Source organism: Amycolatopsis sp. A1MSW2902, assembly GCF_017312175.1.
GTDB lineage: Bacteria > Actinomycetota > Actinomycetes > Mycobacteriales > Pseudonocardiaceae > Amycolatopsis > Amycolatopsis nivea.
Window position 1 is genome coordinate 7,814,609 of record NZ_QJPO01000001.1, and the last position, 19,332, is coordinate 7,833,940.

Annotated in this window: 20 protein-coding genes; 12 read left to right on the plus strand and 8 right to left on the minus strand. The window is 68.8% G+C overall.

Translation table 11 applies throughout. The features are described 5' to 3' along the window. Positions 1 to 179: 179 nt before the first annotated feature. The gene (locus tag DMP23_RS36485; RefSeq protein ID WP_037808446.1) at positions 180 to 557 is read left to right on the plus strand and encodes a hypothetical protein; all 378 of its coding nucleotides are present in this window, start codon (positions 180 to 182) and stop codon (positions 555 to 557) included. A 34-nt stretch (positions 558 to 591) separates the two neighbouring features. Next, a complete protein-coding gene (locus tag DMP23_RS36490; protein WP_337823757.1) occupies positions 592 to 759 on the plus strand; it encodes a hypothetical protein in 168 nt (55 codons plus the stop codon). On the opposite strand, the gene DMP23_RS36495 is transcribed toward DMP23_RS36490, so the two are convergent. The 3 genes from DMP23_RS36495 to DMP23_RS36505 all read right to left on the minus strand — a co-directional run bounded on the left by DMP23_RS36495 (position 743) and on the right by DMP23_RS36505 (position 2,803). Next, positions 743 to 1,378 (minus strand): hypothetical protein, encoded by a 636-nt coding sequence (locus DMP23_RS36495; RefSeq protein ID WP_337823758.1) that lies wholly within the window; start codon positions 1,376 to 1,378, stop codon positions 743 to 745. The two genes, DMP23_RS36490 and DMP23_RS36495, sit on opposite strands and share 17 nt — an antisense overlap. 70 nt (positions 1,379 to 1,448) lie before the next feature. Further along, positions 1,449 to 2,105 carry a hypothetical protein gene (locus DMP23_RS36500; protein WP_337823759.1) on the minus strand — a complete coding sequence of 219 codons (657 nt, stop codon included), beginning with the start codon at positions 2,103 to 2,105 and terminating at the stop codon, positions 1,449 to 1,451. Between the two features lie 107 nt (positions 2,106 to 2,212). Then, entirely contained in the window at positions 2,213 to 2,803 is a 591-nt protein-coding gene (locus tag DMP23_RS36505) for a nitroreductase family protein (RefSeq protein WP_337823760.1), read from the minus strand. 236 nt (positions 2,804 to 3,039) lie between these two features. On the opposite strand from DMP23_RS36505, the gene DMP23_RS36510 reads away from it, so the two are divergent. After that, positions 3,040 to 4,305, plus strand: a complete 1,266-nt coding sequence (locus DMP23_RS36510) for an aspartate kinase (RefSeq protein ID WP_037808437.1) — start codon at positions 3,040 to 3,042, stop codon at positions 4,303 to 4,305. Then, positions 4,305 to 5,345 (plus strand): aspartate-semialdehyde dehydrogenase, encoded by a 1,041-nt coding sequence (locus tag DMP23_RS36515; protein WP_037808435.1) that lies wholly within the window; start codon positions 4,305 to 4,307, stop codon positions 5,343 to 5,345. The genes DMP23_RS36510 and DMP23_RS36515 overlap by 1 nt, the downstream gene beginning before the upstream one ends. 48 nt (positions 5,346 to 5,393) lie before the next feature. Here the strand turns inward: DMP23_RS36515 and DMP23_RS36520 are convergent, their stop codons facing one another. Next, a complete protein-coding gene (locus DMP23_RS36520; protein ID WP_337823761.1) occupies positions 5,394 to 5,891 on the minus strand; it encodes a hypothetical protein in 498 nt (165 codons plus the stop codon). A 421-nt stretch (positions 5,892 to 6,312) separates the two neighbouring features. Beyond that, positions 6,313 to 7,758 (minus strand): M48 family metalloprotease, encoded by a 1,446-nt coding sequence (locus tag DMP23_RS36525; protein WP_337823762.1) that lies wholly within the window; start codon positions 7,756 to 7,758, stop codon positions 6,313 to 6,315. A 176-nt stretch (positions 7,759 to 7,934) separates the two neighbouring features. Between DMP23_RS36525 and DMP23_RS36530 the strand changes: the two genes are divergently transcribed. Both DMP23_RS36530 and DMP23_RS36535 read left to right on the plus strand, forming a co-directional pair. Continuing rightward, positions 7,935 to 9,125 carry an RtcB family protein gene (locus DMP23_RS36530; protein WP_337823763.1) on the plus strand — a complete coding sequence of 397 codons (1,191 nt, stop codon included), beginning with the start codon at positions 7,935 to 7,937 and terminating at the stop codon, positions 9,123 to 9,125. 57 nt (positions 9,126 to 9,182) lie between these two features. Further along, complete coding sequence (locus DMP23_RS36535; protein ID WP_337823764.1) at positions 9,183 to 9,560, plus strand: hypothetical protein; 378 nt, start codon at positions 9,183 to 9,185, stop codon at positions 9,558 to 9,560. Positions 9,561 to 9,628: 68 nt separating this feature from the next. Here DMP23_RS36535 and DMP23_RS36540 read toward each other — a convergent pair whose 3' ends face one another. After that, a complete protein-coding gene (locus DMP23_RS36540; protein WP_443111366.1) occupies positions 9,629 to 10,777 on the minus strand; it encodes an MFS transporter in 1,149 nt (382 codons plus the stop codon). A 671-nt stretch (positions 10,778 to 11,448) separates the two neighbouring features. On the opposite strand from DMP23_RS36540, the gene DMP23_RS36545 reads away from it, so the two are divergent. Further along, entirely contained in the window at positions 11,449 to 12,006 is a 558-nt protein-coding gene (locus tag DMP23_RS36545) for a hypothetical protein (RefSeq protein ID WP_037808428.1), read from the plus strand. A gap of 380 nt (positions 12,007 to 12,386) precedes the next feature. On the opposite strand, the gene DMP23_RS36550 is transcribed toward DMP23_RS36545, so the two are convergent. Continuing rightward, positions 12,387 to 13,439 (minus strand): alpha/beta hydrolase, encoded by a 1,053-nt coding sequence (locus tag DMP23_RS36550; protein WP_337823765.1) that lies wholly within the window; start codon positions 13,437 to 13,439, stop codon positions 12,387 to 12,389. 185 nt (positions 13,440 to 13,624) lie between these two features. On the opposite strand from DMP23_RS36550, the gene DMP23_RS36555 reads away from it, so the two are divergent. From DMP23_RS36555 to DMP23_RS36575, 5 genes are all read left to right on the plus strand, one after another. After that, positions 13,625 to 14,197 carry an NADPH-dependent FMN reductase gene (locus DMP23_RS36555; protein WP_205673106.1) on the plus strand — a complete coding sequence of 191 codons (573 nt, stop codon included), beginning with the start codon at positions 13,625 to 13,627 and terminating at the stop codon, positions 14,195 to 14,197. A 132-nt stretch (positions 14,198 to 14,329) separates the two neighbouring features. After that, a complete protein-coding gene (locus DMP23_RS36560) occupies positions 14,330 to 14,752 on the plus strand; it encodes an organic hydroperoxide resistance protein (RefSeq protein WP_009084505.1) in 423 nt (140 codons plus the stop codon). A 26-nt stretch (positions 14,753 to 14,778) separates the two neighbouring features. Further along, complete coding sequence (dps, locus tag DMP23_RS36565; protein WP_037808424.1) at positions 14,779 to 15,255, plus strand: DNA starvation/stationary phase protection protein Dps; 477 nt, start codon at positions 14,779 to 14,781, stop codon at positions 15,253 to 15,255. A 95-nt stretch (positions 15,256 to 15,350) separates the two neighbouring features. Next, positions 15,351 to 16,742, plus strand: a complete 1,392-nt coding sequence (locus DMP23_RS36570) for a glutamate decarboxylase (RefSeq protein ID WP_043827076.1) — start codon at positions 15,351 to 15,353, stop codon at positions 16,740 to 16,742. A gap of 75 nt (positions 16,743 to 16,817) precedes the next feature. Beyond that, positions 16,818 to 17,444 (plus strand): TIGR03085 family metal-binding protein, encoded by a 627-nt coding sequence (locus DMP23_RS36575; protein WP_134728523.1) that lies wholly within the window; start codon positions 16,818 to 16,820, stop codon positions 17,442 to 17,444. Between the two features lie 39 nt (positions 17,445 to 17,483). Here the strand turns inward: DMP23_RS36575 and DMP23_RS36580 are convergent, their stop codons facing one another. Further along, positions 17,484 to 19,331 (minus strand): S9 family peptidase, encoded by a 1,848-nt coding sequence (locus DMP23_RS36580; RefSeq protein ID WP_134728522.1) that lies wholly within the window; start codon positions 19,329 to 19,331, stop codon positions 17,484 to 17,486. Between the last annotated feature and the right edge of the window lies 1 nt (position 19,332).

Sequence of the window (19,332 nt, forward strand, 5' to 3'; positions counted from 1 at the left end):
CCGGTCAGATCAGGCCCCGTCGCGGCAGCGAAGCAGGAGTTCACGCGCCACGGGGTCACTGTAACCACCCGACGCCGCGAAAGGAAAGCCGCCCGTCGCGATCGAACTGTTACGTCGGGTGGCTGATACCTGTTACTAGCGGGTAGCGGGCCGCGAAACGACGTGCCAGACTGCCCGGCATGGGCGAGCACGCGGAAGAAGCGCAGGAAACCGAGGCGAAGGCGCGGCCCCAGCGCACCCCGGTGGACTGGCGGCGCACTCGTGAGCGCGGGGTGTCCTTCCTCGCATCGCTGGTGCGCTGGGTCGGACTGCTGTTCGCCGCGGTCTTGGTGCTGCACGTGATTTTCGTCATCGGCGAGGCAAACCAGGGCAACGGCATCGTCTCGTTCGTCCGCGGCTGGGCCGACGGACTGTCGCTCGGCTTCAAGGACCTGTTCACGCCGAGCGACGCGAAACTGCGCGTTCTGGTGAACTACGGCATCGCAGCGGTGTTCTGGCTGATCGTGTCGGGAATCCTGGCGAAGATCATCCGGCGCGTCGGAGGCGCGGGCGCCTGAGCCTGGCTCACGGCTGTCGTAGGTCGCGCCGACGATGGCGAAGTACTGGCCGCCGCCGGCGTTGTCGCAGTTCTCGAAGGTTCCGATGATCGTCACGAACGCTGCGGGTCAGGTCGGCCGCGTCGCCTTTGTCGATGCCGGTCACGGTGATGCCGATGGCTCCAGAGCCCGCGACCGAGCCGGCGTCATGGCTGCCAGATGATCGGATTTTCCCGGTAGTCCGTGCCCTTGGCCAGCCAGGCGTAGGAGTCGTTGTCGTACTTCGCTCCGGTCACCGTGGTGCCGGGGACGGTCAGTTCCATCTCGCACGAGCGGTAGCTCGCGCCTTTGGTCGTAAAGCCGTAGGTCGCGTCGCGGTCGCATTCCGGCGAGTCCGCGGGCAGGCTCATCCTGCCTTCGGAGCCGTCCTTGAGCAGGCCGCTCACCCCGCCCACTCCCGAGCCGGAGAAGTCGTCGCCGGTCTCGTTCGACACGGTGAACCGGATGTAGAACGGCACCAGGCCGGTGAGGTCGTCACCAAGGTTCATCCGGGCCAGTTCCGCCTCGGTGCCCCGGTCGATGCGGGTCACCGTGATGCCGATCGCGCCGACGGGCGAGGAGTCGGTCGTGAACGGCACCACGGCCTTCTCGCCGATTTTGAGCTTCGTGCCCGGCTTGGTGTAGGCGATCTTCTTCCGCGCGGGCGCGCTGGTCGAGGCGGACGCCGAGGTCGAGACGGACGCTGGGGCAGGACCGGGTGGTGGCGCGGCGGGAGTGCTCGAACACGCGGACAGCGCGAACGCCGACGCCGCCACCAACACGATCGGTCTTCTGCCAGACATCAGTTCCCCCAGGACGCGAAAGGGGCGCCAGTCCCGCGACTGACGCCCCCGCGACGATCTCTGGCGCAGCTTACTGCCAGGTCACGGCGTCCTTGCCGTAGTCAGTGTTCGGCGCCAGGTCCCGGTACGTGCTCGCGGTGTAGCTAGCCCCCTTGACCTCCGCGCCAGCCGGGGCCAGTGCCAGCACGCAGCTGTCGTACGAAGCGCCCTTCGTGGTGAACGTCTTGCCGGAGTTGCCGCGGTCGCACTTCTCGAACTTGCCGATCACCGTCACGTGCGGGCCGTCGGTGCCGTCCGCGAGGAGGCCGTTCATCAGGCCCAGCGAGCTGTACGAGAAGTCCGAGCCGGTCTCGTTCGTGACCTTGACCTGGATGTAGTACGGCGTCATCCCCTTGGCCCGGTCGCCGAGCTTCAGCGGGGCCAGGTCGGCCTCCACGCCCTTGTCGATGCCGGTCACCGTCACGCCGATCGCGCCGGTGATCTTCTGCGACTTGAACGGCACCACGGCCTTCTCGCCGATCTTCAGCTTCGTGCCCTGCTTGGTGTAGTCGGCGGAGGCGGAGTCACCGGCGGGAGCGGCGGCCGACGAGGACGGTGCGGCCGCGGAGGACGAAGCGGGCGGAGTGGCGATCGGCGGGGCGGGGGTGTCCTCGGAGGAGCACCCGGACAGCGCGAACGCCATCGCCGTCGCGGAAACCGCCAGTGCAACCGGCATCGCTGTACGCATTTCGTCACTCCTTGAGAAGAATCCCACCGAATCAGCGGCCTGACCGGTTTGGCGTCTATCTGACCTCAACGGCGGGACTCCGGTTCCCCGGATTGCTCACGAAACGGTCACAGTGCCGGAGACCCCCATCGATCACCGAAGACGAACTCCGTGAGTGGCAGCCGGCGCCGAGGGGCCAGTTCCCGTTCGATCCGGCGCGGGTCGTCCAGTACGGACGGGTCGGCGGGGGATCCGACGGCGATCGCGACCCGGGCCACCGCCTCGTCCGGGAGGCCGAACTCCGCGCGGACCGCGTCCGCTGAGAAGCCCGCCATCTGGTGGGCGATCAGGCTGAGCTCGACTGCCTGGAGGACGAGGTTCTCGGTCGCCAAACCCAGTCCGTAGTCGGCGTAGGGCACCTCGCCCTTCTCATTCGTGGTGACCGTCACGCCGATCAGCAACGCACTCGCCCGGAACGCCCACGCCTGGTTCCCGGAGTTGAGTGTCGCGAGGATGCGGGGGAACACCGGATCGCCCCGGCGGCCGACGAGGTAGCGGGCCGGCTGGGTGTTGCCGAAAGACGGCGCCCACCTGGCGGCTTCGAGCAATGCGGTCAGCTGGGCGCCGGTGATTTCGGCAGTCTCGTCGTAGGCCCGCGGGCTCCACCGCTCGGCGATGGTCGGCGCGACGGGGACGCTCGTCTCGGCTGGTTTGCGCATGCGGCGAAGGTAGTACGGCCGGGGAGTGCTCTCCGTCACTCCGGAGGAAGGGCTTCGAGCTTTCCCCTGGCGTTAAGGAAAATTTACTTCCAAACCCTCCTGACAGGCCGTGGCGGACCACTCGATGGGGTGGCGAGCGCCGTTCGCGCCGGTAGGCTCTTCTCCAAATGAAGGGCCGTGGGCGCTCCTCGGTGCCCTCCAAGGAGTACGCCCCGGCCCGTCAAGGAGGTTCGGGCGTGGCCCTCGTGGTCCAGAAGTACGGCGGATCGTCGCTGGAAAGTGCCGACCGGATCAAGCGCGTGGCAGAACGGATCGTCGCGACCAAGAAGGCGGGCAACGACGTGGTCGTCGTGTGCTCGGCGATGGGCGACACCACTGATGAGCTGCTCGATCTGGCGCAGCAAGTGAACCCGGCTCCGCCGGAGCGGGAAATGGACATGCTGCTCACCGCCGGTGAGCGCATCTCGAATTCGCTGGTCGCGATGGCCATTTCCGCGCAGGGCGCGCAAGCCTGGTCGTTCACCGGTTCCCAAGCGGGCGTGGTCACCACCTCGGTGCACGGCAACGCGCGCATCATCGACGTCACTCCGAGCCGCGTCACCGAGGCGCTCGAGCAGGGTTACGTCGCGCTGGTGGCCGGTTTCCAAGGCGTGGCACAGGACACCAAGGACATCACGACGCTCGGCCGCGGCGGTTCCGACACCACCGCGGTGGCGCTCGCCGCCGCGCTGAACGCGGACGTCTGCGAGATCTATTCCGATGTGGACGGTGTGTATTCGGCCGACCCGCGCATCGTGCCGGACGCCAAAAAGCTCGACACCATCCCGTACGAGGAGATGCTGGAGCTCGCGGCGAGCGGATCGAAGATCCTGCACCTGCGTTCGGTCGAGTACGCGCGCCGTTACGGCGTGCCGATCCGAGTCCGTTCTTCTTACAGCGACAAGCCGGGCACCACGGTGGCCGGATCGATCGAGGAGATCCCCGTGGAACAAGCGCTGATCACCGGTGTGGCACACGACCGCTCGGAAGCGAAGATCACCGTGACCGGCGTGCCGGACCACGCCGGTGCCGCGGGCAAGATCTTCCGGGTGGTCGCCGACGCCGAGATCGACATCGACATGGTGCTGCAGAACGTGTCCAGCACGTCCTCGGGCCGCACCGACATCACCTTCACGCTGTCGAAGGCCAACGGCGCCAAGGCGGTCAAGGAACTCGAGAAGATCAAGGCGGAGATCGGCTTCGAGTCCGTGCTGTACGACGACCACGTCGGCAAGGTGTCGCTCGTCGGCGCCGGGATGCGTTCGCACCCGGGCGTCACCGCGACGTTCTGCGAGGCGCTGGCCAACGCCGGCGTGAACATCGAAATCATCAACACCTCGGAGATCCGCATTTCGGTGCTGATCCGCGACGCGCAGCTGGACGAGGCCGTGCGCGCGATCCACGAGGCGTTCGAACTGGGCGGCGACGAGGAAGCCGTCGTCTACGCGGGGAGTGGTCGCTGATGGCGCAGGGTCTTCGCGTCGGGGTGGTCGGGGCTACCGGCCAGGTCGGCGCTGTGATGCGCAAGCTGCTCGACGAGCGGAACTTCCCGGTCGAGCAGATCCGGTACTTCGCCTCGGCCCGTTCGGCGGGACGCACGCTGCCGTGGCGCGACGAGGAAATCACCGTCGAGGACACGGCGACCGCTGATCTGTCCGGTTTGGACATCGCGTTGTTCTCCGCGGGCGGTGCGACGTCGCGCGAGCAGGCGCCGCGGTTCGCCGAGGCGGGCGCGATCGTGGTCGACAACTCGTCGGCGTTCCGGCGCGACCCGGACGTGCCGCTGATCGTCAGCGAGGTCAACCCGGAGGCGATCAAGGACGTGCGGAAGGGGATCATCGCGAACCCCAACTGCACCACCATGGCCGCGATGCCGGTCCTCAAGCCGCTGCACGACGAAGCCGGTCTGGTGCGGATCATCGCGAGCACCTACCAGGCAGTGTCCGGCAGCGGTCTCGCCGGTGTCGACGAACTGGCCGCGCAGGTGAACGCTGTCGCCTCGCGCGCGGCCTCGCTCACGCACGACGGTTCGGCGGTCGAATTCCCGGCCCCGGCCAAGTACGTCGCGCCGATCGCATTCAACGTCCTGCCGATGGCCGGGTCCATTGTGGACGACGGCACGTTCGAGACGGACGAGGAACAGAAGCTGCGCAACGAAAGCCGGAAGATCCTGGGCATCCCGGAGCTGCTGGTGTCCGGCACGTGCGTCCGGGTGCCGGTGTTCACCGGGCACTCGCTGTCGATCAACGTCGAATTCGAACGGCCGCTGTCGGTCGAGCGAGCGACCGAACTGCTGTCGAACGCGCCGGGCGTGCAGTTGGCGGACGTGCCGACGCCGCTGCAGGCCGCGGGAATCGACCCGAGCCTCGTCGGGCGCATCCGGACCGACCCGGGTGTCCCGGACGGCCGCGGCCTCGCGCTGTTCGTCTCCGCCGACAACCTCCGCAAGGGGGCGGCGCTGAACACCGTGCAGATCGCCGAACTGGTGGCGCAGAACCGCTGAGCTTCGCGCTGAAACTGCCCGGTCCCTCGTTCAGGGGCCGGGCAGTTTTCACTTCTTCTTCTGCCGCGGCTTGATCGGTTTCAGCCCGAACGCGACCCGGATCTCCGGCTTCTGCAACGGGCGCAGCACCGCCTGCATCAGGAAACCCCACAGGATCAGCCCGACCGGCGCGCCGCCCCCGGCTCCGGAACTCATGGCCAGCGACAGGATCGCGCCGAGCAGCAGCATCGCCATGAACCCGCACTCCAGCCAGATGAGCGCGAGCATCACCCCGCGCTGCCGTCTGCCCAGCAGGACGGCGCACACCACCAAGGCACTGGTCAGCGCCGAGTTGATCACCAGGATCGTCACCGGCAGGGCCACGGCGCCCGACGTGCCGCCAAGCCCGAGCAGGTAACCGACGAACGCCGCGAGCGCCAGGTAGAGCACGGCCTGGCCGCCGATCGCCCACCGCATCGACCGGATTCCTCGCCGCACCTCCTGCTCCGCGTTTTCGCCGGACGCGGGCGTCGGCTGGGATGGACTGGACGGGATCACCTCGGACACCACCTCTTGCTCGGGAACCGGGCCAGGAGACCACTGGTCGTCCGGGACCGGTCCCCGCTACTTGGTGCGGTGCGTCCGGAATTCGTGAATGGCTCCGTAACCGCTGTACGACCACACCCGTCCGGACGTGCTCCGGCCGAGGTGGCGGAATTGCTCCACCGCTTCGGGGCCACGCCGGAGTTCGACGAGCGCGGCTTCGACGCGCTTGTCCCCTCCTCGGCGAAGGTCCACATCAGATCGTGGGTGCCGAACCACTTGTCACACCAATACTGCGGGGCGCGCGCTGGAATCCCGTGAATTGCTCCGCGCTGACGTACTTCGCCCCCGCGCGCTGCGGATCTGCCACGCCACGTTCGTGAGCACGTCGGCGTGCACCGCGGAACGGTGTAGGGCTTGATCAGTCCCAGCAAAGGGTTTCCCCTCAGGAACGAACCGGGACGAGCAACGCGCGGAGCGGAGCGGTGTCCCCGTCGATCGCCGCGTCGACGGCGGGATCCAGTTCGGCGGCGTACGGTTCGGCCAGCACCAGCTTCGCTGGTCCAGACCAAGACAGTTCCCAGTGCGCCGCACCGGCTTTGGCGAGCATTGCGTGCAGCACAATGGACAGTCTCAAGTGGACTTGCGCTCGGTAGAGTTCGCGCTCCGGCCGCGCCCGGGCCTCCGGCGGAGCCGTGGGGTCGGCGAGTTCCTCGAGGCGTCCGGCGTCGAGCAGGTCCAGCAGATCGTCGAGACGGCGGCTGCGGAGGATCCGCAGCGCCTCGGCCTGATTCGAATCGCGCACGCCGATGTCGACCAGGCTGGCCCAGTCGAGCTTCTTCTTCGAGGACACTCCCTCCGTGAAGCCGGTGACCAGTACCGCATCGAGCAGCTCCGGCCCGTTGCGGAGAAGGTCCATCGCCGGTCGCTCGCCGCCGGGCGGAACCGGGATGGCCGGAGCGGCTTCCAGCAGCGCGATCCGTTCTGACATCGGCGGGTGGCTGTCGTACTTCGAGGCAGGCCGCGACGGCGGATTTTCCCGCACGGAAGCCATTTCCTCCGCGCGCTGATCGTCGGAGAGCAGCAGCTGGTAGCCCTCGGTCATCCGCGCCGGCAGATAGCCGGAGGACCACGCGACCGTCGCGTAGTCGTTCAGGAACACCCACCAGGCCGCGTCGAGGACTTCGACCTCGCGCAGCGCGCTGGCCGCGGCCGCGCTGCCGGCGACGCGCGCGGAATCGGTGTCGGCAGCGAGTTCCTGTTGCTGACTCACGCGCGCCGAGACCTGGAAATACACGGCGGCGTACGCGGTGAAGATCGGCCGCACCAGCCGGCCGGACCCAGCCGAGCTGAGTCCGTTCACGACTCGCCCGATCGTCTGCCGTCCGCGATAGGTCGCGCCGGCGAACCGGGTGTGGCGATTGCTGTAGTGGCCGAGCTCGTGCCCGAGAATGGCCCGGAGCTGGCTGACCCGCATCCCGGCGAAAAGCTGCGCGCCGATGAACATCCGGCGCCGCCGCACGCGCAGCCCCGCCCAGTGCGTCTCCTCGTTCACCGCCGCGTTGACCTGCGGAACGAGGTAAATCTCGTCCGGCGGCCGGGTGCCGACCTCCTTGGCGAGCTCGCGGACGGCCGCCCACAGTTCGGGCTGCTCGCCGGGCGTGACGAGCACACCGTCGACGTCGTCGTGCGACCGCTCGAACGTCAGCAGGGCGGTGACCAGCACGTACAGCACAGGAACGGCGAGGAAGCCGAGCCGTATCGCGGTGAACGGATGACCGTGGAACGCCTCGACCTCGAGCCAGATCAGCGCCCCGGCGACGGCGAGCATCAGCACCGGAAACCCGGCCAGCAACAAGACCGCGAGCGTCGCCCGCAATGAGTACCTCATGGAAAAACGGAATCCTCCCCAAGACCGGCACCCTCGGCGAACCGGTCGTCCGAGCCGTTATCGACGGAAGCGCCGATTTCGTTTCACCGATGCACCGGTGCCGGTAAAACCCGTTGTCGCCAGCGCCCGAGTGCCGGATGCTGAGCGGGCAAACTTCGTTCTGGGAAAGGAAAGTCATGTACACGGCAGTGGACGGCGCGCGGGTTCCGATCCGGATGTGGGCAGATCCCGCGTCGGTCGAAGACCAAGCGATGCGGCAGCTGCGCAACGTCGCGAACCTGCCGTGGGTGCACGGCGTCGCGGTGATGCCGGACGTCCACTACGGCAAGGGCGCGACGGTCGGCAGCGTCATCGCGATGCGCGACGCGGTCTCCCCGGCCGCGGTCGGCGTCGACATCGGCTGCGGGATGAGCGCGGTGCGGACCTCGCTGACCGCGAGCGACCTGCCCGACGACCTCGGCAAGCTGCGTAAGCGGATCGAATCGGCGGTGCCGGTCGGGTTCGGCCTGCACAAGACGCCGGTCAACACCGCGAAGGTGCACGGCGTCGGCGGCTGGGACACGTTCTGGAAGTCGTTCGGCGACCTGCACGAAGGAGTCCAGGACCTGCACGACCGGGCGGCGCGGCAGATCGGCAGCCTCGGCGGCGGCAACCACTTCATCGAGGTCTGCCTCGAACAGGGCGGCTCCGACGAGGGCCGGGTCTGGCTGATGCTGCATTCGGGCTCGCGCAACATCGGCAAGGAACTCGCTGAGCGGCACATGGCGATCGCGCGGAAACTGCCGCACAACCGCGATCTGCCGGACCCCGACCTGTCGGTGTTCGTCGCGGACACGCCGGAAATGCAGGCGTACCGGCGCGACCTTTTCTGGGCACAGGACTACGCGGCACGGAACCGGGCGACGATGGTCGCGCTGGTGAAGCTCGCGGTCGCGGAAGTGATCCCGGGGACGACGTTCGATGACGCAGTTTCGTGTCACCACAACTATGTCGCCGAGGAAACCTACGACGGCGTCGACCTGCTCGTCACCCGCAAGGGCGCGATCCGGGCCGGCTCCGGCGATCTCGGGATCATCCCGGGCAGCATGGGAACGGGCTCGTACATCGTGCGCGGACTCGGCAACACCGCGTCGTTCGAATCCGCGTCCCACGGAGCCGGACGGCGGATGTCGCGGACGAAGGCTCGCAAGACCTTCACCGCCGCCGACCTCGCCGCGCAGACCGCGGGCGTGGAATGCCGGAAGGACACCGGGGTCGTCGACGAGATCCCGGCCGCGTACAAGGACATCGAGACGGTGATCCAGGCGCAGACCGACCTGGTCGAGGTGGTCGCTCACCTCAAGCAGGTCGTGTGCGTGAAGGGATGAGGGGTTCCCGCGGGCGAATCGCGCCGGTGCGCCCGCGGGAGCCGCTACCCTGATGGCATGAAGAGCTGGGGGGTGGCGGTCGCCTTGGTCGCGGCCGGAATGTTGCTGGCCGGATGCGACCAGGTCGATTCGGCGGTGAATCAGACGAATTCAGCGGTGGACAAGGTCTCCACGTGCACCGAAGCGCTGGGCCTCGCGGACCTGAACCCGTTGGTGGACGGCGACAAGCTCAAGGCCCGCGCGCAGGACAAGGAACGGCGGCTGCGCGAGCTGGCGGCCGACGTCAAGGAAGAGGACGTCAAGAACGCCCTGCTCGGCATGGCCGATTCGTACGTCCAGGTGCAGAAGGAACACCTCGAGGACGCCGGGGTGATCGCGCGGTGGACCAAACGGAACCTGGAAAAGCTCGACGGGCTGCGCAAAGCCTGCACCTGACCCTTCGCAGAAATCCGTGAAGGAGCCCTTCACGGACGTCCGCGTCGCGGATCGCGCCCGGCAACAGCTCAGCGGCGAGCCCGCACAGCCGCCGCCAGCGAAGGGGTGCGCACCGAGCTCCGGCGCAGCGACCACACCAGCCCCAGCGCCGCCAGCGCCAGCCCGCCGAATCCGGCCGCCGCGAAACCCCACGCCGGGCTCGAATGGTCGATCGCGAAGCCGACCACCGGGCTTCCCGCGGCCAGCCCGAGCCGCGTCGACGCGTCCTGCAGGCCCATCGCCTCGCCGCGAACGGCGGGCGGCGCGAGTTCGCTGACCGCCTCGGTGGTGGCGGCGAGCGTCGGGGCGCAGACCAGGTTCGTCGGGATCAGCACGAGCATCAGCAGCCACCACGGCTGCGTCACCAGTCCGACCGGGATCACCAGCAGCGCGAGCAGCAGCATCAGCAACCCCTGCGGCAGCGACTTCCGCACCGCGCCGTGCACGATGCCGCCGATCATCGACGCCGCGCACATCACCGCGATGACCAGGCCGGTCCAGCCGACGTCGCCGTGCGAGCGCAGCGCGGCCAGCGTCGCGACCTCCGTGCCGACCAGGCAGAACAGCGTCCCGGCGGCGATCAGCAGGGTCGCCAGCAGCCGTCCGGTGAGCCAGGACCGCAGCGGCGGCCGCACAGTGCCGGCCGGGGCGAGTTCGTCCTCGTTCCGGATCGGCGGGTTGAGCAGGAAGATCAGCAGCGCGGTGACGCCGAAGATGGTGCCGATGCCGCTCAAGGTCAGCGTCGCCGACAGTTGCGAGATCGCCGCGATCCCGGCCGCCGGGCCGATCATGAACGACGCCTCGACCAGGATCGTGTCCAGCGAGTACGCCGCGCGCCGCTGGTCGGCGGGCACGAGCGCGGCGAGGATCTGCCGCGCCAGCGAGCCCGCGGGCACCGACAGCACCCCGGCCGGCAGCGCGCACACCACCAGCGCCTCGTACGAAAGGTGCGGAGCCGCGAACCAGAACGCGGTGGACGACAACCCGCACACCGCGACCACCGGGCGCAGGCCGTACCGGTCGATGGTGCGCCCGATCACCGGCGCGCCGAGCGCCATGCCCAAGGTGACCGCCGCGCCGACGACGCCCGCCGCGCCGTAGCCCCGGCCGAGGCCGCTGACGACGTACAGCGTCAGCGTCACGCCGGTCATCGTCATGGGCACGCGTGCGAAGAACATCAGCGCCATCGACGGGCGGAGGCCGGGGACGCTCAGGACGCGGCGATAAGGCTGAAAAGGCACGTACCCCATGAGAGCAAGAGTTGGTACGAGCGTGCAACTTCTTTTCGTCACACTCGCTGAGCGGCACCCGCCACCCGTCCGGGTGTCGTGCAGGCGTTCGGCGGACCCGGAAAATGCGAGCGCGACCTGGGTGATAACTTCATCGGCAGCACGGAAAAGCATTCTCGCCGCCCATTCGCGAACAGTTTTTCACATTTCTGCGCCGACCTTGGAGTTTTCCGGTCGAAGCGGCGGAGGTCCCCAGGAAAAAGGGGAGCGGACCCGAATGCGGGCGGCGGTGCGTGCGTGGGGGACCCCCACGGTCGGACGAGCGAGATCGCGCGTCCCGACAGGGTGATGAAGGTAATCGATCACGAACTACGCCTGTGTGAGTGAGCGATGCCGCCGTTCGGGCAATCCGGCTACTATGAGTCAGATTCAGGTCCGCGGTCCGTGATCGTCGGGGGACGCGCAAGCCGTCCACGTTAATCAATTGCGGGCCGGTTCCCGATTCTTGGATTCGGCACGTAAGGGTTAGAAAAACTCCCTATCCGGTGATCGGCTGGTGTTGGGCCGACACGGCGGGTATCGATTTACCCGGCAGGTCCCAGAGGCCAGGGAGGTAAAGAATGAAAGGCAAGATCGGGCGGATCATCGCTGTGGTCGCCGCGGGCAGTCTGCTGGCCGTCGGCACCTCGGGGATGGCCTCCGCGAGCCCGGCGGGCGGCAAGGGGTCCTCGGCCACTCAAGCCGTCGCCGCGCAGGTACTGCAGATGCGGGACGACCTGACCAAGGTCGCGTACGCCGGCGATGTCGCCAAGACGAGGGCGGACCTCACCCGGCTCAGCCCGGTGCTCGCCGACATCGCGGCGGGCAAGCGCTACCAGGTCCAATCCGAAACCCAGCAACTCTCGTCGGCGGCGAAGGTCCGCGCGGACGAGTCCAACCGGCTCCTCGGCGACCCGACTGCGACGCCGCGGCAGATCCCGCCGCTGCCGATCCCGCCGTTGCCGGACCTGCCCGGACCGCTCAAGGCGGTGAGCGACCTGGTCAAGGGCCTGCTCGCCGCGGTCACCAGCCTGCTGGCCGGGCTGCTCGGCGGAGTGCCGGTACCGCCGCTTCCGGTGCCGACGCCACCGCTGCCGGCCCCGCCGGTGCCCGCCCCGGTGCCAGTGCCTGGGACCTGAACGGCCTGACGGGGAGGGGGAAAGGCCCGGAGCCTGGTGCGGTTCGCCGCGCCAGGCTCCGTTCCATGTCCGGGCTCGGATGTCGGGTGTTGACCGGGAACGCCGTTCGCGGGCAGTCGTCGAGTCGTGCTCGCGGCGCTTCCGTGTCCGGCCCGGGCTGGTGTTGACCGACGGCGCCGTTCACGGGTGGTTGGCGAGCCCGGCTTGCAGCGCGTTCGGGTGCCGGTGTTGACCGGGAACGCCGTTCGCGGATGGTTGGCATGGCCCGCTCGCAGAGCGTTCGGGCACCGGTGTGACCGGCGACGTCCCTTGCGGGTGCTTGGCGTGCCCCGCTCGCAACGTGTCCGGGCCCAAGCCCCGGTGCTAACCGGCAACCCCGCTCACGAGCGCTTGGCGAGCCCCACCCGCAGTGCGCCCGCCATCTCCGCGATCGCCTCGCGGAACCGGGTCCCCACTCCGGCGAAGTTGAGGAATCCGTGGATCAGGTCGGCCTGCCTGCTGACCGCCACCGGAACCCCCGCCGCACGCAGTTTTTCCGCGTACGCCTCGCCTTCGTCGCGCAGCGGGTCGAAGCCCGCGGTGACGATGTAGGCGGGCGGGAGTCCACTGTGGTCAGACGCGAGCAGCGGCGACATCCGCGGGTCGGCCTTGTCGATGCCCTCCGGCGCGTAATGGCCCTCGAACCACACCATCGCCTCGTCGGTGAGGAAGAGGTCTTCGCCGAACAGTTCGCGAGAACGGCGTCGCGTGGTGAAGTCGACCGCCGGGTAGATCAACAGCTGGAACGCGGGGGCCGGTCCGCCCCGCCGGGTCGCTTCCAGTGCGACGACGGCGGACAGGTTGCCGCCCGCGCTGTCGCCGCCCACCGCGATCCGGTCCGGGTCCGCGCCGAGGTCGGCCGCCTTGGCGTGCGCGTAGTCGAACGCGGCCAGCGCGTCCTCCACCGGTCCGGGGAACGGGCATTCCGGCGCGAGCCGGTACTCCACCGACAGCACCCGGACCCCGGCGTGTTTCGCGAGGTAGCGCGCGGCGTTGTCGTGCGTGGCGCGGCTGCCGATGACCCATCCGCCGCCGTGGAAGAACACCAGCAGCGGCGACGGTTCCGGCAGGCCGGCCGGGGTGTAGAGGGTGGCTTCGAGGGACGCGTCGCCGGACGGGATGGCGACGTCGCGGGTCGCGACCGGGTCGATCCGTTTGCCGTTGACCAGGTGCTGGCTCGCTTCCAGCAGCGCCCGGGACCGCTCGACCGACCCGTTGACCAGCGAAGCGCCGGAGAGCTTCTGCAACCGCAGCAGCAACTGGGCGTCGAGGGCGAGCTCCTGGCCGTCCAGCCGCAGCGGTGCTCCGGCGATCAGCCTGCGCACCGGCCTGGGCAGCCAGAACAACAACTGCGCGGCGGCAGTCTGGGCGCGGATCTGCAGCGAAATGGCCATCGTTCCTCCTCGAACGCCGGATGAGCCGAGGTTACTTGCCAGTAGGTACGTTGGTCCAGTCGGTGTGTGACCCAGGCCTCCGTCTCAGATCCTGGTCCTCCAGTTAGGTGGAGGGGTTAGCCTCAAAACAGGCCAGCGTGGCGCAGCCACTCCGTTGAGGGTGGTGGTGGGGAGGAAGGTCGGAAGTGACTTCGGGACAAAAGGTCAAGGTGCTGGGCATTGGCGGCTCGCTGCGCGAGGGCTCGCAATCCGAGCGCGCGTTGCGCATCGCGCTCGCCGCCGCTGAGGAACGCGGCGTCGTGACCGAGCTGATCCCGGGCCCCGAGCTGGTCTTGCCGTTCTACGACACCGCGACCCCGGAGCGGGACGAACGCGCGCGGAAGCTCATCGAGGGCGTGCGCCAGGCGGACGGGCTCATCGTCGTCTCGCCCGGTTACCACGGCGGACTGTCCGGGCTGGTCAAGAACGCCCTGGACTACATCGAAGACCTCCGCGAGGACACCCGCCCGTACCTCGACGGCCGCGCGGTGGGTCTCGCTGCCGTCGCGTACGGCTGGCAGGCCGCGGTCACCACGCTCGAACAGCTCCGCACGATCACGCACGCGCTGCGCGGCTGGTCCACCCCGCTGGGTGGTTCGATCAACTCCGCCGAGACGAAATTCGACGAGGGCGGCGGCGCGTCCGACGAGAAGAGCGTCCGCACGTTGCGGCTCATCGGGGAGCAGGTCGCGGAGCACGCGTTGCTTCGCTCACGCTGAGGTTTCCCCTCCTCGGATCCCGGTTATTCCCGGGGTGATGACTGCCATGCCGGGGCACGGTTCCGCGGATGCGGGGCGTTGAACTCATTGAGACGCTGACTCCGGAGGCGTCCCGATGAGGAGGTAACACGCATGGCCGAGCCGATTTACACCGCCGTCGCGACCGCGCGAGGAGAAGGCCGCAACGGCGACGTGACGTCCTCGGACGGCGTGCTGGACGAGTCGCTGGCGATCCCCAAGGAGATGGGCGGTCCCGGCGGCGACAAGACCAACCCGGAGCAGCTGTTCGCCGCGGGGTACTCCGCGTGCTTCCTGAGCGCGCTGCAGGCCGTGGCCCGGCAGGCGAAGGTCGCGCTGCCCGCCGCGACGGTGACCGGTTCGGTGAGCGTGTTCAAGAAGGACGTCGGGTTCCAGCTCGGCGTGCGCCTTGACGTTTCGCTGCCCGGTTTGGCGAAGGCCGACGCCGACCAGCTGGTCGAGCAGGCGCACCAGGTCTGCCCGTACTCCAACGCGACCCGCGGCAACATCGAGGTGGAGCTGACCACCACCGTCTGACCGAAGACAGAGGAGGGACACCCGAGATGACCACTTCCCCGATCAAGAGCCCGCTTTCCGAATCCGACAAGGAGATCACCGGCAACGCGCTGCAGGCGACGCTCGCCGACCTGATCGACCTCTCGCTGATCGCGAAGCAGGCGCACTGGAACGTAGTGGGCCAGAACTTCCGCAGCGCGCACCTGCAGCTCGACGAGCTGGTGTCGACCGCGCGGCAGTACGTCGACGAGGTGGCCGAGCGCGCCGCCGCGATCGGGGTTTCGCCCAACGGCAAGGCGAAAACCGTCGTGGCGACCTCCGGTGCGCCGGAGTACCCGGACAACTGGCAGTCCGTCGAATCGACCATCGCGGCGATCGTCGACACGCTCGCGGCGCTGATCGAACGGCTCCGCAAGCGCATCGACGAGACCGACAAGAGCGACCTCGTGACGCAGGATCTGCTCATCGAGATCACCCGCGCGCTGGAAGAGGCGCACTGGATGTGGCAGGCGCAGCAGGCCTGATCCGCTCCGCCTGACGAAAAGCCGTCCGCCTTGTCGCGGACGGCTTTTCGTTCATCCGGTGGTCGTCGCGGGCGCCCGGCAGTAGGTTCGCTGACATGGTGCTGCATCAGGGGAAACAAGATCGGGCAGACCGGAAGACCGGCACGAATCCGTTGTACGCGGGGAGCAATCCGGCGCTCGCCGCGGACTTCACGATGCCGCGCGACCGGCTGCGGGACGATTCGCTGCCGCCGGACACGGCGCTGCAGCTGGTGCGCGACGAGCTGATGCTCGACGGCAACGCGCGGCTCAACCTCGCCACGTTCGTCACGACGTGGATGGAGCCGCAGGCGCGCGAGCTGATGGCCGAGTGCGTCGACAAGAACATGATCGACAAGGACGAGTACCCGCAGACCGCGGAACTCGAGCGGCGTTGCGTCAACATCCTCGCCGACCTGTGGCACGCGCCGGATCCCGCCGACATCATGGGCTGCTCGACCACCGGGTCGTCCGAGGCCTGCATGCTCGCCGGAATGGCGTTGAAGCGCCGCTGGTCGAAACTGGGCCGCACCGGGAAGCCGAACCTGGTGATGGGCATCAACGTCCAGGTGTGCTGGGAAAAGTTCTGCGAGTACTGGGAAGTCGAGCCGCGCCTGGTGCCGATGCAGGGCGACCGGTACCACCTGTCCGCGGAAGAAGCGGTGAAGCTCTGCGACGAGAACACCATCGGCGTCGTCGCGATCCTCGGCTCGACCTTCGACGGCAGCTACGAGCCGGTCGCCGAGGTCGCGGCCGCCCTCGACGCGCTGCAGGAGCGAACCGGCTGGGACATTCCGGTGCACGTCGACGGCGCGTCCGGCGCGATGATCGCCCCGTTCCTCGACGAGGACCTGGAGTGGGACTTCCGGCTGCCGCGCGTCGCGTCGATCAACACCTCCGGGCACAAATACGGCCTCGTGTACCCGGGCGTCGGCTGGGTGGTGTGGCGCGACAAGGCGGCGCTGCCCGAGGAACTGGTGTTCAACGTCAATTACCTCGGCGGCGACATGCCGACCTTCGCGCTCAACTTCTCCCGCCCCGGTTCGGAAGTCGCCGCGCAGTACTACACGTTCGTCCGGCTCGGCCGCGAAGGTTTCCGTGTGGTGCAACAAGCTTCCCGCGACGTGGCGACCTACCTGGCCGAGGAGATCTCCAAACTGGGGCCGTTCGAACTGCTCACCCGCGGCGACCAGCTGCCGGTGTTCGCCTTCACCACCCGCTCGGACGTCACCTCGTTCGACGTCTTCGACGTGTCCCGCCGCCTCCGCGAACGCGGCTGGCTCGTCCCCGCGTACACGTTCCCGGACAACCGCACCGACCTGGCGGTTCTGCGCGTCGTCGTCCGCAACGGTTTCACGCACGACCTGGCTGACCTGCTGCTCGGCGACCTGAAGCGGATCCTTCCGGAACTGAACCGGCAGCCGTCCCCGCAGCACGATCCAGCCACGTCGACCGGTTTCCACCATTAACTGGCGAGTACTCCGCCTTCCTCCCCTCCACCGCCCTCAACGGAGTGGCTTCGCCACGCAGTACTGTCCCTAGACATGGGCCTTGCCAAAGACGAACGCCAAGCGCTGAGCGACCTCTTCGAGCAGCTCGGCCCGGATGCCCCGACCCTGTGCGAGGGCTGGCAGACGCGGGACCTGGCCGCGCATCTGGTCGTGCGGGAGCACCGGCCGGACGCGATGCCGGGGATCGTCGTGCCCGCGCTGGCCGGGCACACGCAGAAGGTGCAGGACGGCGTCGCGGCGCGTCCGTGGGACGACCTGGTCGCCCAGGTCCGCCGAGGCCCGTCCCGGTTCTGGCCGACGTCCATCGGCCCGGTGGACGAGGCGACGAACAGCGCCGAGTTCCTGGTGCACCACGAGGATGTCCGCCGGGCACAACCGGATTGGACCCCGCGCCCGGCCGATCCGTCGCGGGACGGGGCGGCGTGGCGGCTCGCGACGCGGACGGCGAAGCTGAACCTGCGCAAGTCCCCGGTCGGGGTGGTGCTGCGGACCCCGGACGGCCAGTCGGCTTCGGTGAAGTCGGGCGCCCCGGTGGTCACGGTGGTGGGCGAGCCGGTGGAACTGCTGCTTTTCGTCTTCGGGCGGGACGCGGTGCAGGTGACTTACGAGGGTGACGATGCCGCGATGGCGCAGTTGAAGGGCGCCAAGCGCGGGCTGTGATCCGGGCCGCCCGGGCAGACCCCTGGGCGGCCCGAACCGTCAGCGCATTCCCAGCGCCCGCAAGGCGAAGTACACCTCGATGGACGTCTGCTTGATCGTCTCGGCGATCACCAGCGAGCCGTGCCCGGCGTCGTAGCGGTAGAACTCGTGGGGTGCGTCGCGCTTGGCGAGGCGGTCCAGGTAGTTCTCGATCTGCCGGATCGGGCAGCGCGGGTCGTTGTCGCCGGCCAGGATCAGGACCGGGGCGGCGACCGCGTCCACGTACGTCAGCGGCGAGCACTCGCGGTACACCGCGGGCACGTCCGCCGGGGAGCCGCCGAACAGGGCGCGGTCGAACGAGCGCAGCTGCTCCATCTCGTCCTCGTACGCGGCCACGTAGTCGGCCACCGGCACGCCCGCGACGCCGGCGGCCCATCGGGTCGGCTGGGTGCCCAGCGCCAGCAGGGTCAGGTATCCGCCCCACGAAGCGCCGTTCACGACGCACTTGTCCTTATCGGACAGTCCACTTTCGACTGCCCAGTCGTGCACCGCCGCGACGTCTTCCAGTTCGGTCAGGCCAGGGCGGCCTTCGATGGCGTCGCGCCACGCCGAGCCGTAGCCGGTGGAGCCGCGGTAGTTCACCTCGACCACGGCGAATCCGGCGTCCAGCCAGGTCGCGCGGTAGGCGGAGAACCGGTCCTCGTCAGCCGCGTGCGGGCCGCCGTGCAGCGAAAACACCGTCGGCAACGGGCCTTCGGGAGCATTCGCCGGACGGGAAACCAGCGCGTGGATCCGGCCGCCGACCCCCTCGACGAACGCGTCGGTGACCGGCGACGAACGCGGCGCGCGCTCGCCCGGCGGCGTCAGCAGGACCGAGTCGGTGCCGTCGGCCGCGCGGGCACGGACCGCTGCGGGCTCCGCGGCGCTGGACCACGAGTACTCGATGGTCCCGTCCGGCCGCACGCCCGCGCCGCCGATCCGTCCGGCCGGAGTGTCCACAGCGGACAGTTCGCCGGTGTCGAGGTCGTAGCGGTACAACGAACTACGCGCCTCATGGAAGTGCACGACGAGCAACGCGCGTGCGTCCGGATACCAGTCCGCGACGACCTCGCCGGGCAAATCGATCAGCAGTTCGGTTTCGGTGTCCGCCTGCACGTCCCACACCAGCAGTTCTTCGCGGCCGCGGCGTTCGTGCAGGACCAGCACGCGCTGGTCGCCCGGCAGCGGAGAGAACTCCAGCGCCTGCAAGCCTTTTCCTTCGCCGTCCCACTTCTCCGCGACGGTGGCGAACCCGTCGGTGGACAGCACGCGCAACGCCGGGTGCCGGGAATCCCCGTGCTCGGAATGGGAAATGGCGAGCAGGCTTTCGTCGCGCGACATCGACGCGATCCCCGCGTCGTCCGCGTGCTGATAAAACCTCTCGGTCACGCCGTCGATTTTCGCGAACAGTTCGCTGCCGTCGTCGGTCGAAACGCCGGCCGCGATCACTCGCTGGCCGATTTCCAGACCGGCCGGGTATCCGTCGTGAATATCGGGCAGTGCTTTGACCGCCGCGGAACTGTCGCCGTCGAACGGCTGGGTGCGCCAGGAGCCGAACTCGTCGCCGTCGGTGTCGTCGAACCACCAGATGGCTGTTCCGTCGGGCGAGGGCGTCGCGTGCAGGGTGCCGTTGGGCCGGTTGGTGACGCGCCGGTGACTGTCGGTGGCCCGGTCCCACGCGTAAACCTCCCATACGCCACTGGCGTTGGAGACGTACACGTTGGCCTCAGGCGCGTCGCGGGCCCACTCGGGCACCGAGATGCGCGGCGCGTGGAACCGCGCCAGCCAGCGCTTTTCGGCTTCGGGGTCGTCGAACAGGCGGTCCGGGACCACCGCGGGCGGATTTTGGTTGCCTGACTGCGTGCTCACC

Excerpts from the sequence above, each read along its gene's own strand:
- DMP23_RS36485 (WP_037808446.1), top strand. The coding sequence starts at position 180 with ATGGGCGAGCACGCGGAAGAAGCGCAGGAAACCGAGGCGAAGGCGCGG.
- DMP23_RS36490 (WP_337823757.1), top strand. The coding sequence starts at position 592 with ATGGCGAAGTACTGGCCGCCGCCGGCGTTGTCGCAGTTCTCGAAGGTT.
- DMP23_RS36495 (WP_337823758.1), bottom strand. The coding sequence starts at position 1,378 with ATGTCTGGCAGAAGACCGATCGTGTTGGTGGCGGCGTCGGCGTTCGCG.
- DMP23_RS36500 (WP_337823759.1), bottom strand. The coding sequence starts at position 2,105 with ATGCGTACAGCGATGCCGGTTGCACTGGCGGTTTCCGCGACGGCGATG.
- DMP23_RS36505 (WP_337823760.1), bottom strand. The coding sequence starts at position 2,803 with ATGCGCAAACCAGCCGAGACGAGCGTCCCCGTCGCGCCGACCATCGCC.
- DMP23_RS36515 (WP_037808435.1), top strand. The coding sequence starts at position 4,305 with ATGGCGCAGGGTCTTCGCGTCGGGGTGGTCGGGGCTACCGGCCAGGTC.
- DMP23_RS36525 (WP_337823762.1), bottom strand. The coding sequence starts at position 7,758 with ATGAGGTACTCATTGCGGGCGACGCTCGCGGTCTTGTTGCTGGCCGGG.
- DMP23_RS36530 (WP_337823763.1), top strand. The coding sequence starts at position 7,935 with ATGTACACGGCAGTGGACGGCGCGCGGGTTCCGATCCGGATGTGGGCA.
- DMP23_RS36535 (WP_337823764.1), top strand. The coding sequence starts at position 9,183 with ATGAAGAGCTGGGGGGTGGCGGTCGCCTTGGTCGCGGCCGGAATGTTG.
- DMP23_RS36540 (WP_443111366.1), bottom strand. The coding sequence starts at position 10,777 with ATGTTCTTCGCACGCGTGCCCATGACGATGACCGGCGTGACGCTGACG.
- DMP23_RS36545 (WP_037808428.1), top strand. The coding sequence starts at position 11,449 with ATGAAAGGCAAGATCGGGCGGATCATCGCTGTGGTCGCCGCGGGCAGT.
- DMP23_RS36550 (WP_337823765.1), bottom strand. The coding sequence starts at position 13,439 with ATGGCCATTTCGCTGCAGATCCGCGCCCAGACTGCCGCCGCGCAGTTG.
- DMP23_RS36560 (WP_009084505.1), top strand. The coding sequence starts at position 14,330 with ATGGCCGAGCCGATTTACACCGCCGTCGCGACCGCGCGAGGAGAAGGC.
- dps (WP_037808424.1), top strand. The coding sequence starts at position 14,779 with ATGACCACTTCCCCGATCAAGAGCCCGCTTTCCGAATCCGACAAGGAG.
- DMP23_RS36570 (WP_043827076.1), top strand. The coding sequence starts at position 15,351 with ATGGTGCTGCATCAGGGGAAACAAGATCGGGCAGACCGGAAGACCGGC.
- DMP23_RS36575 (WP_134728523.1), top strand. The coding sequence starts at position 16,818 with ATGGGCCTTGCCAAAGACGAACGCCAAGCGCTGAGCGACCTCTTCGAG.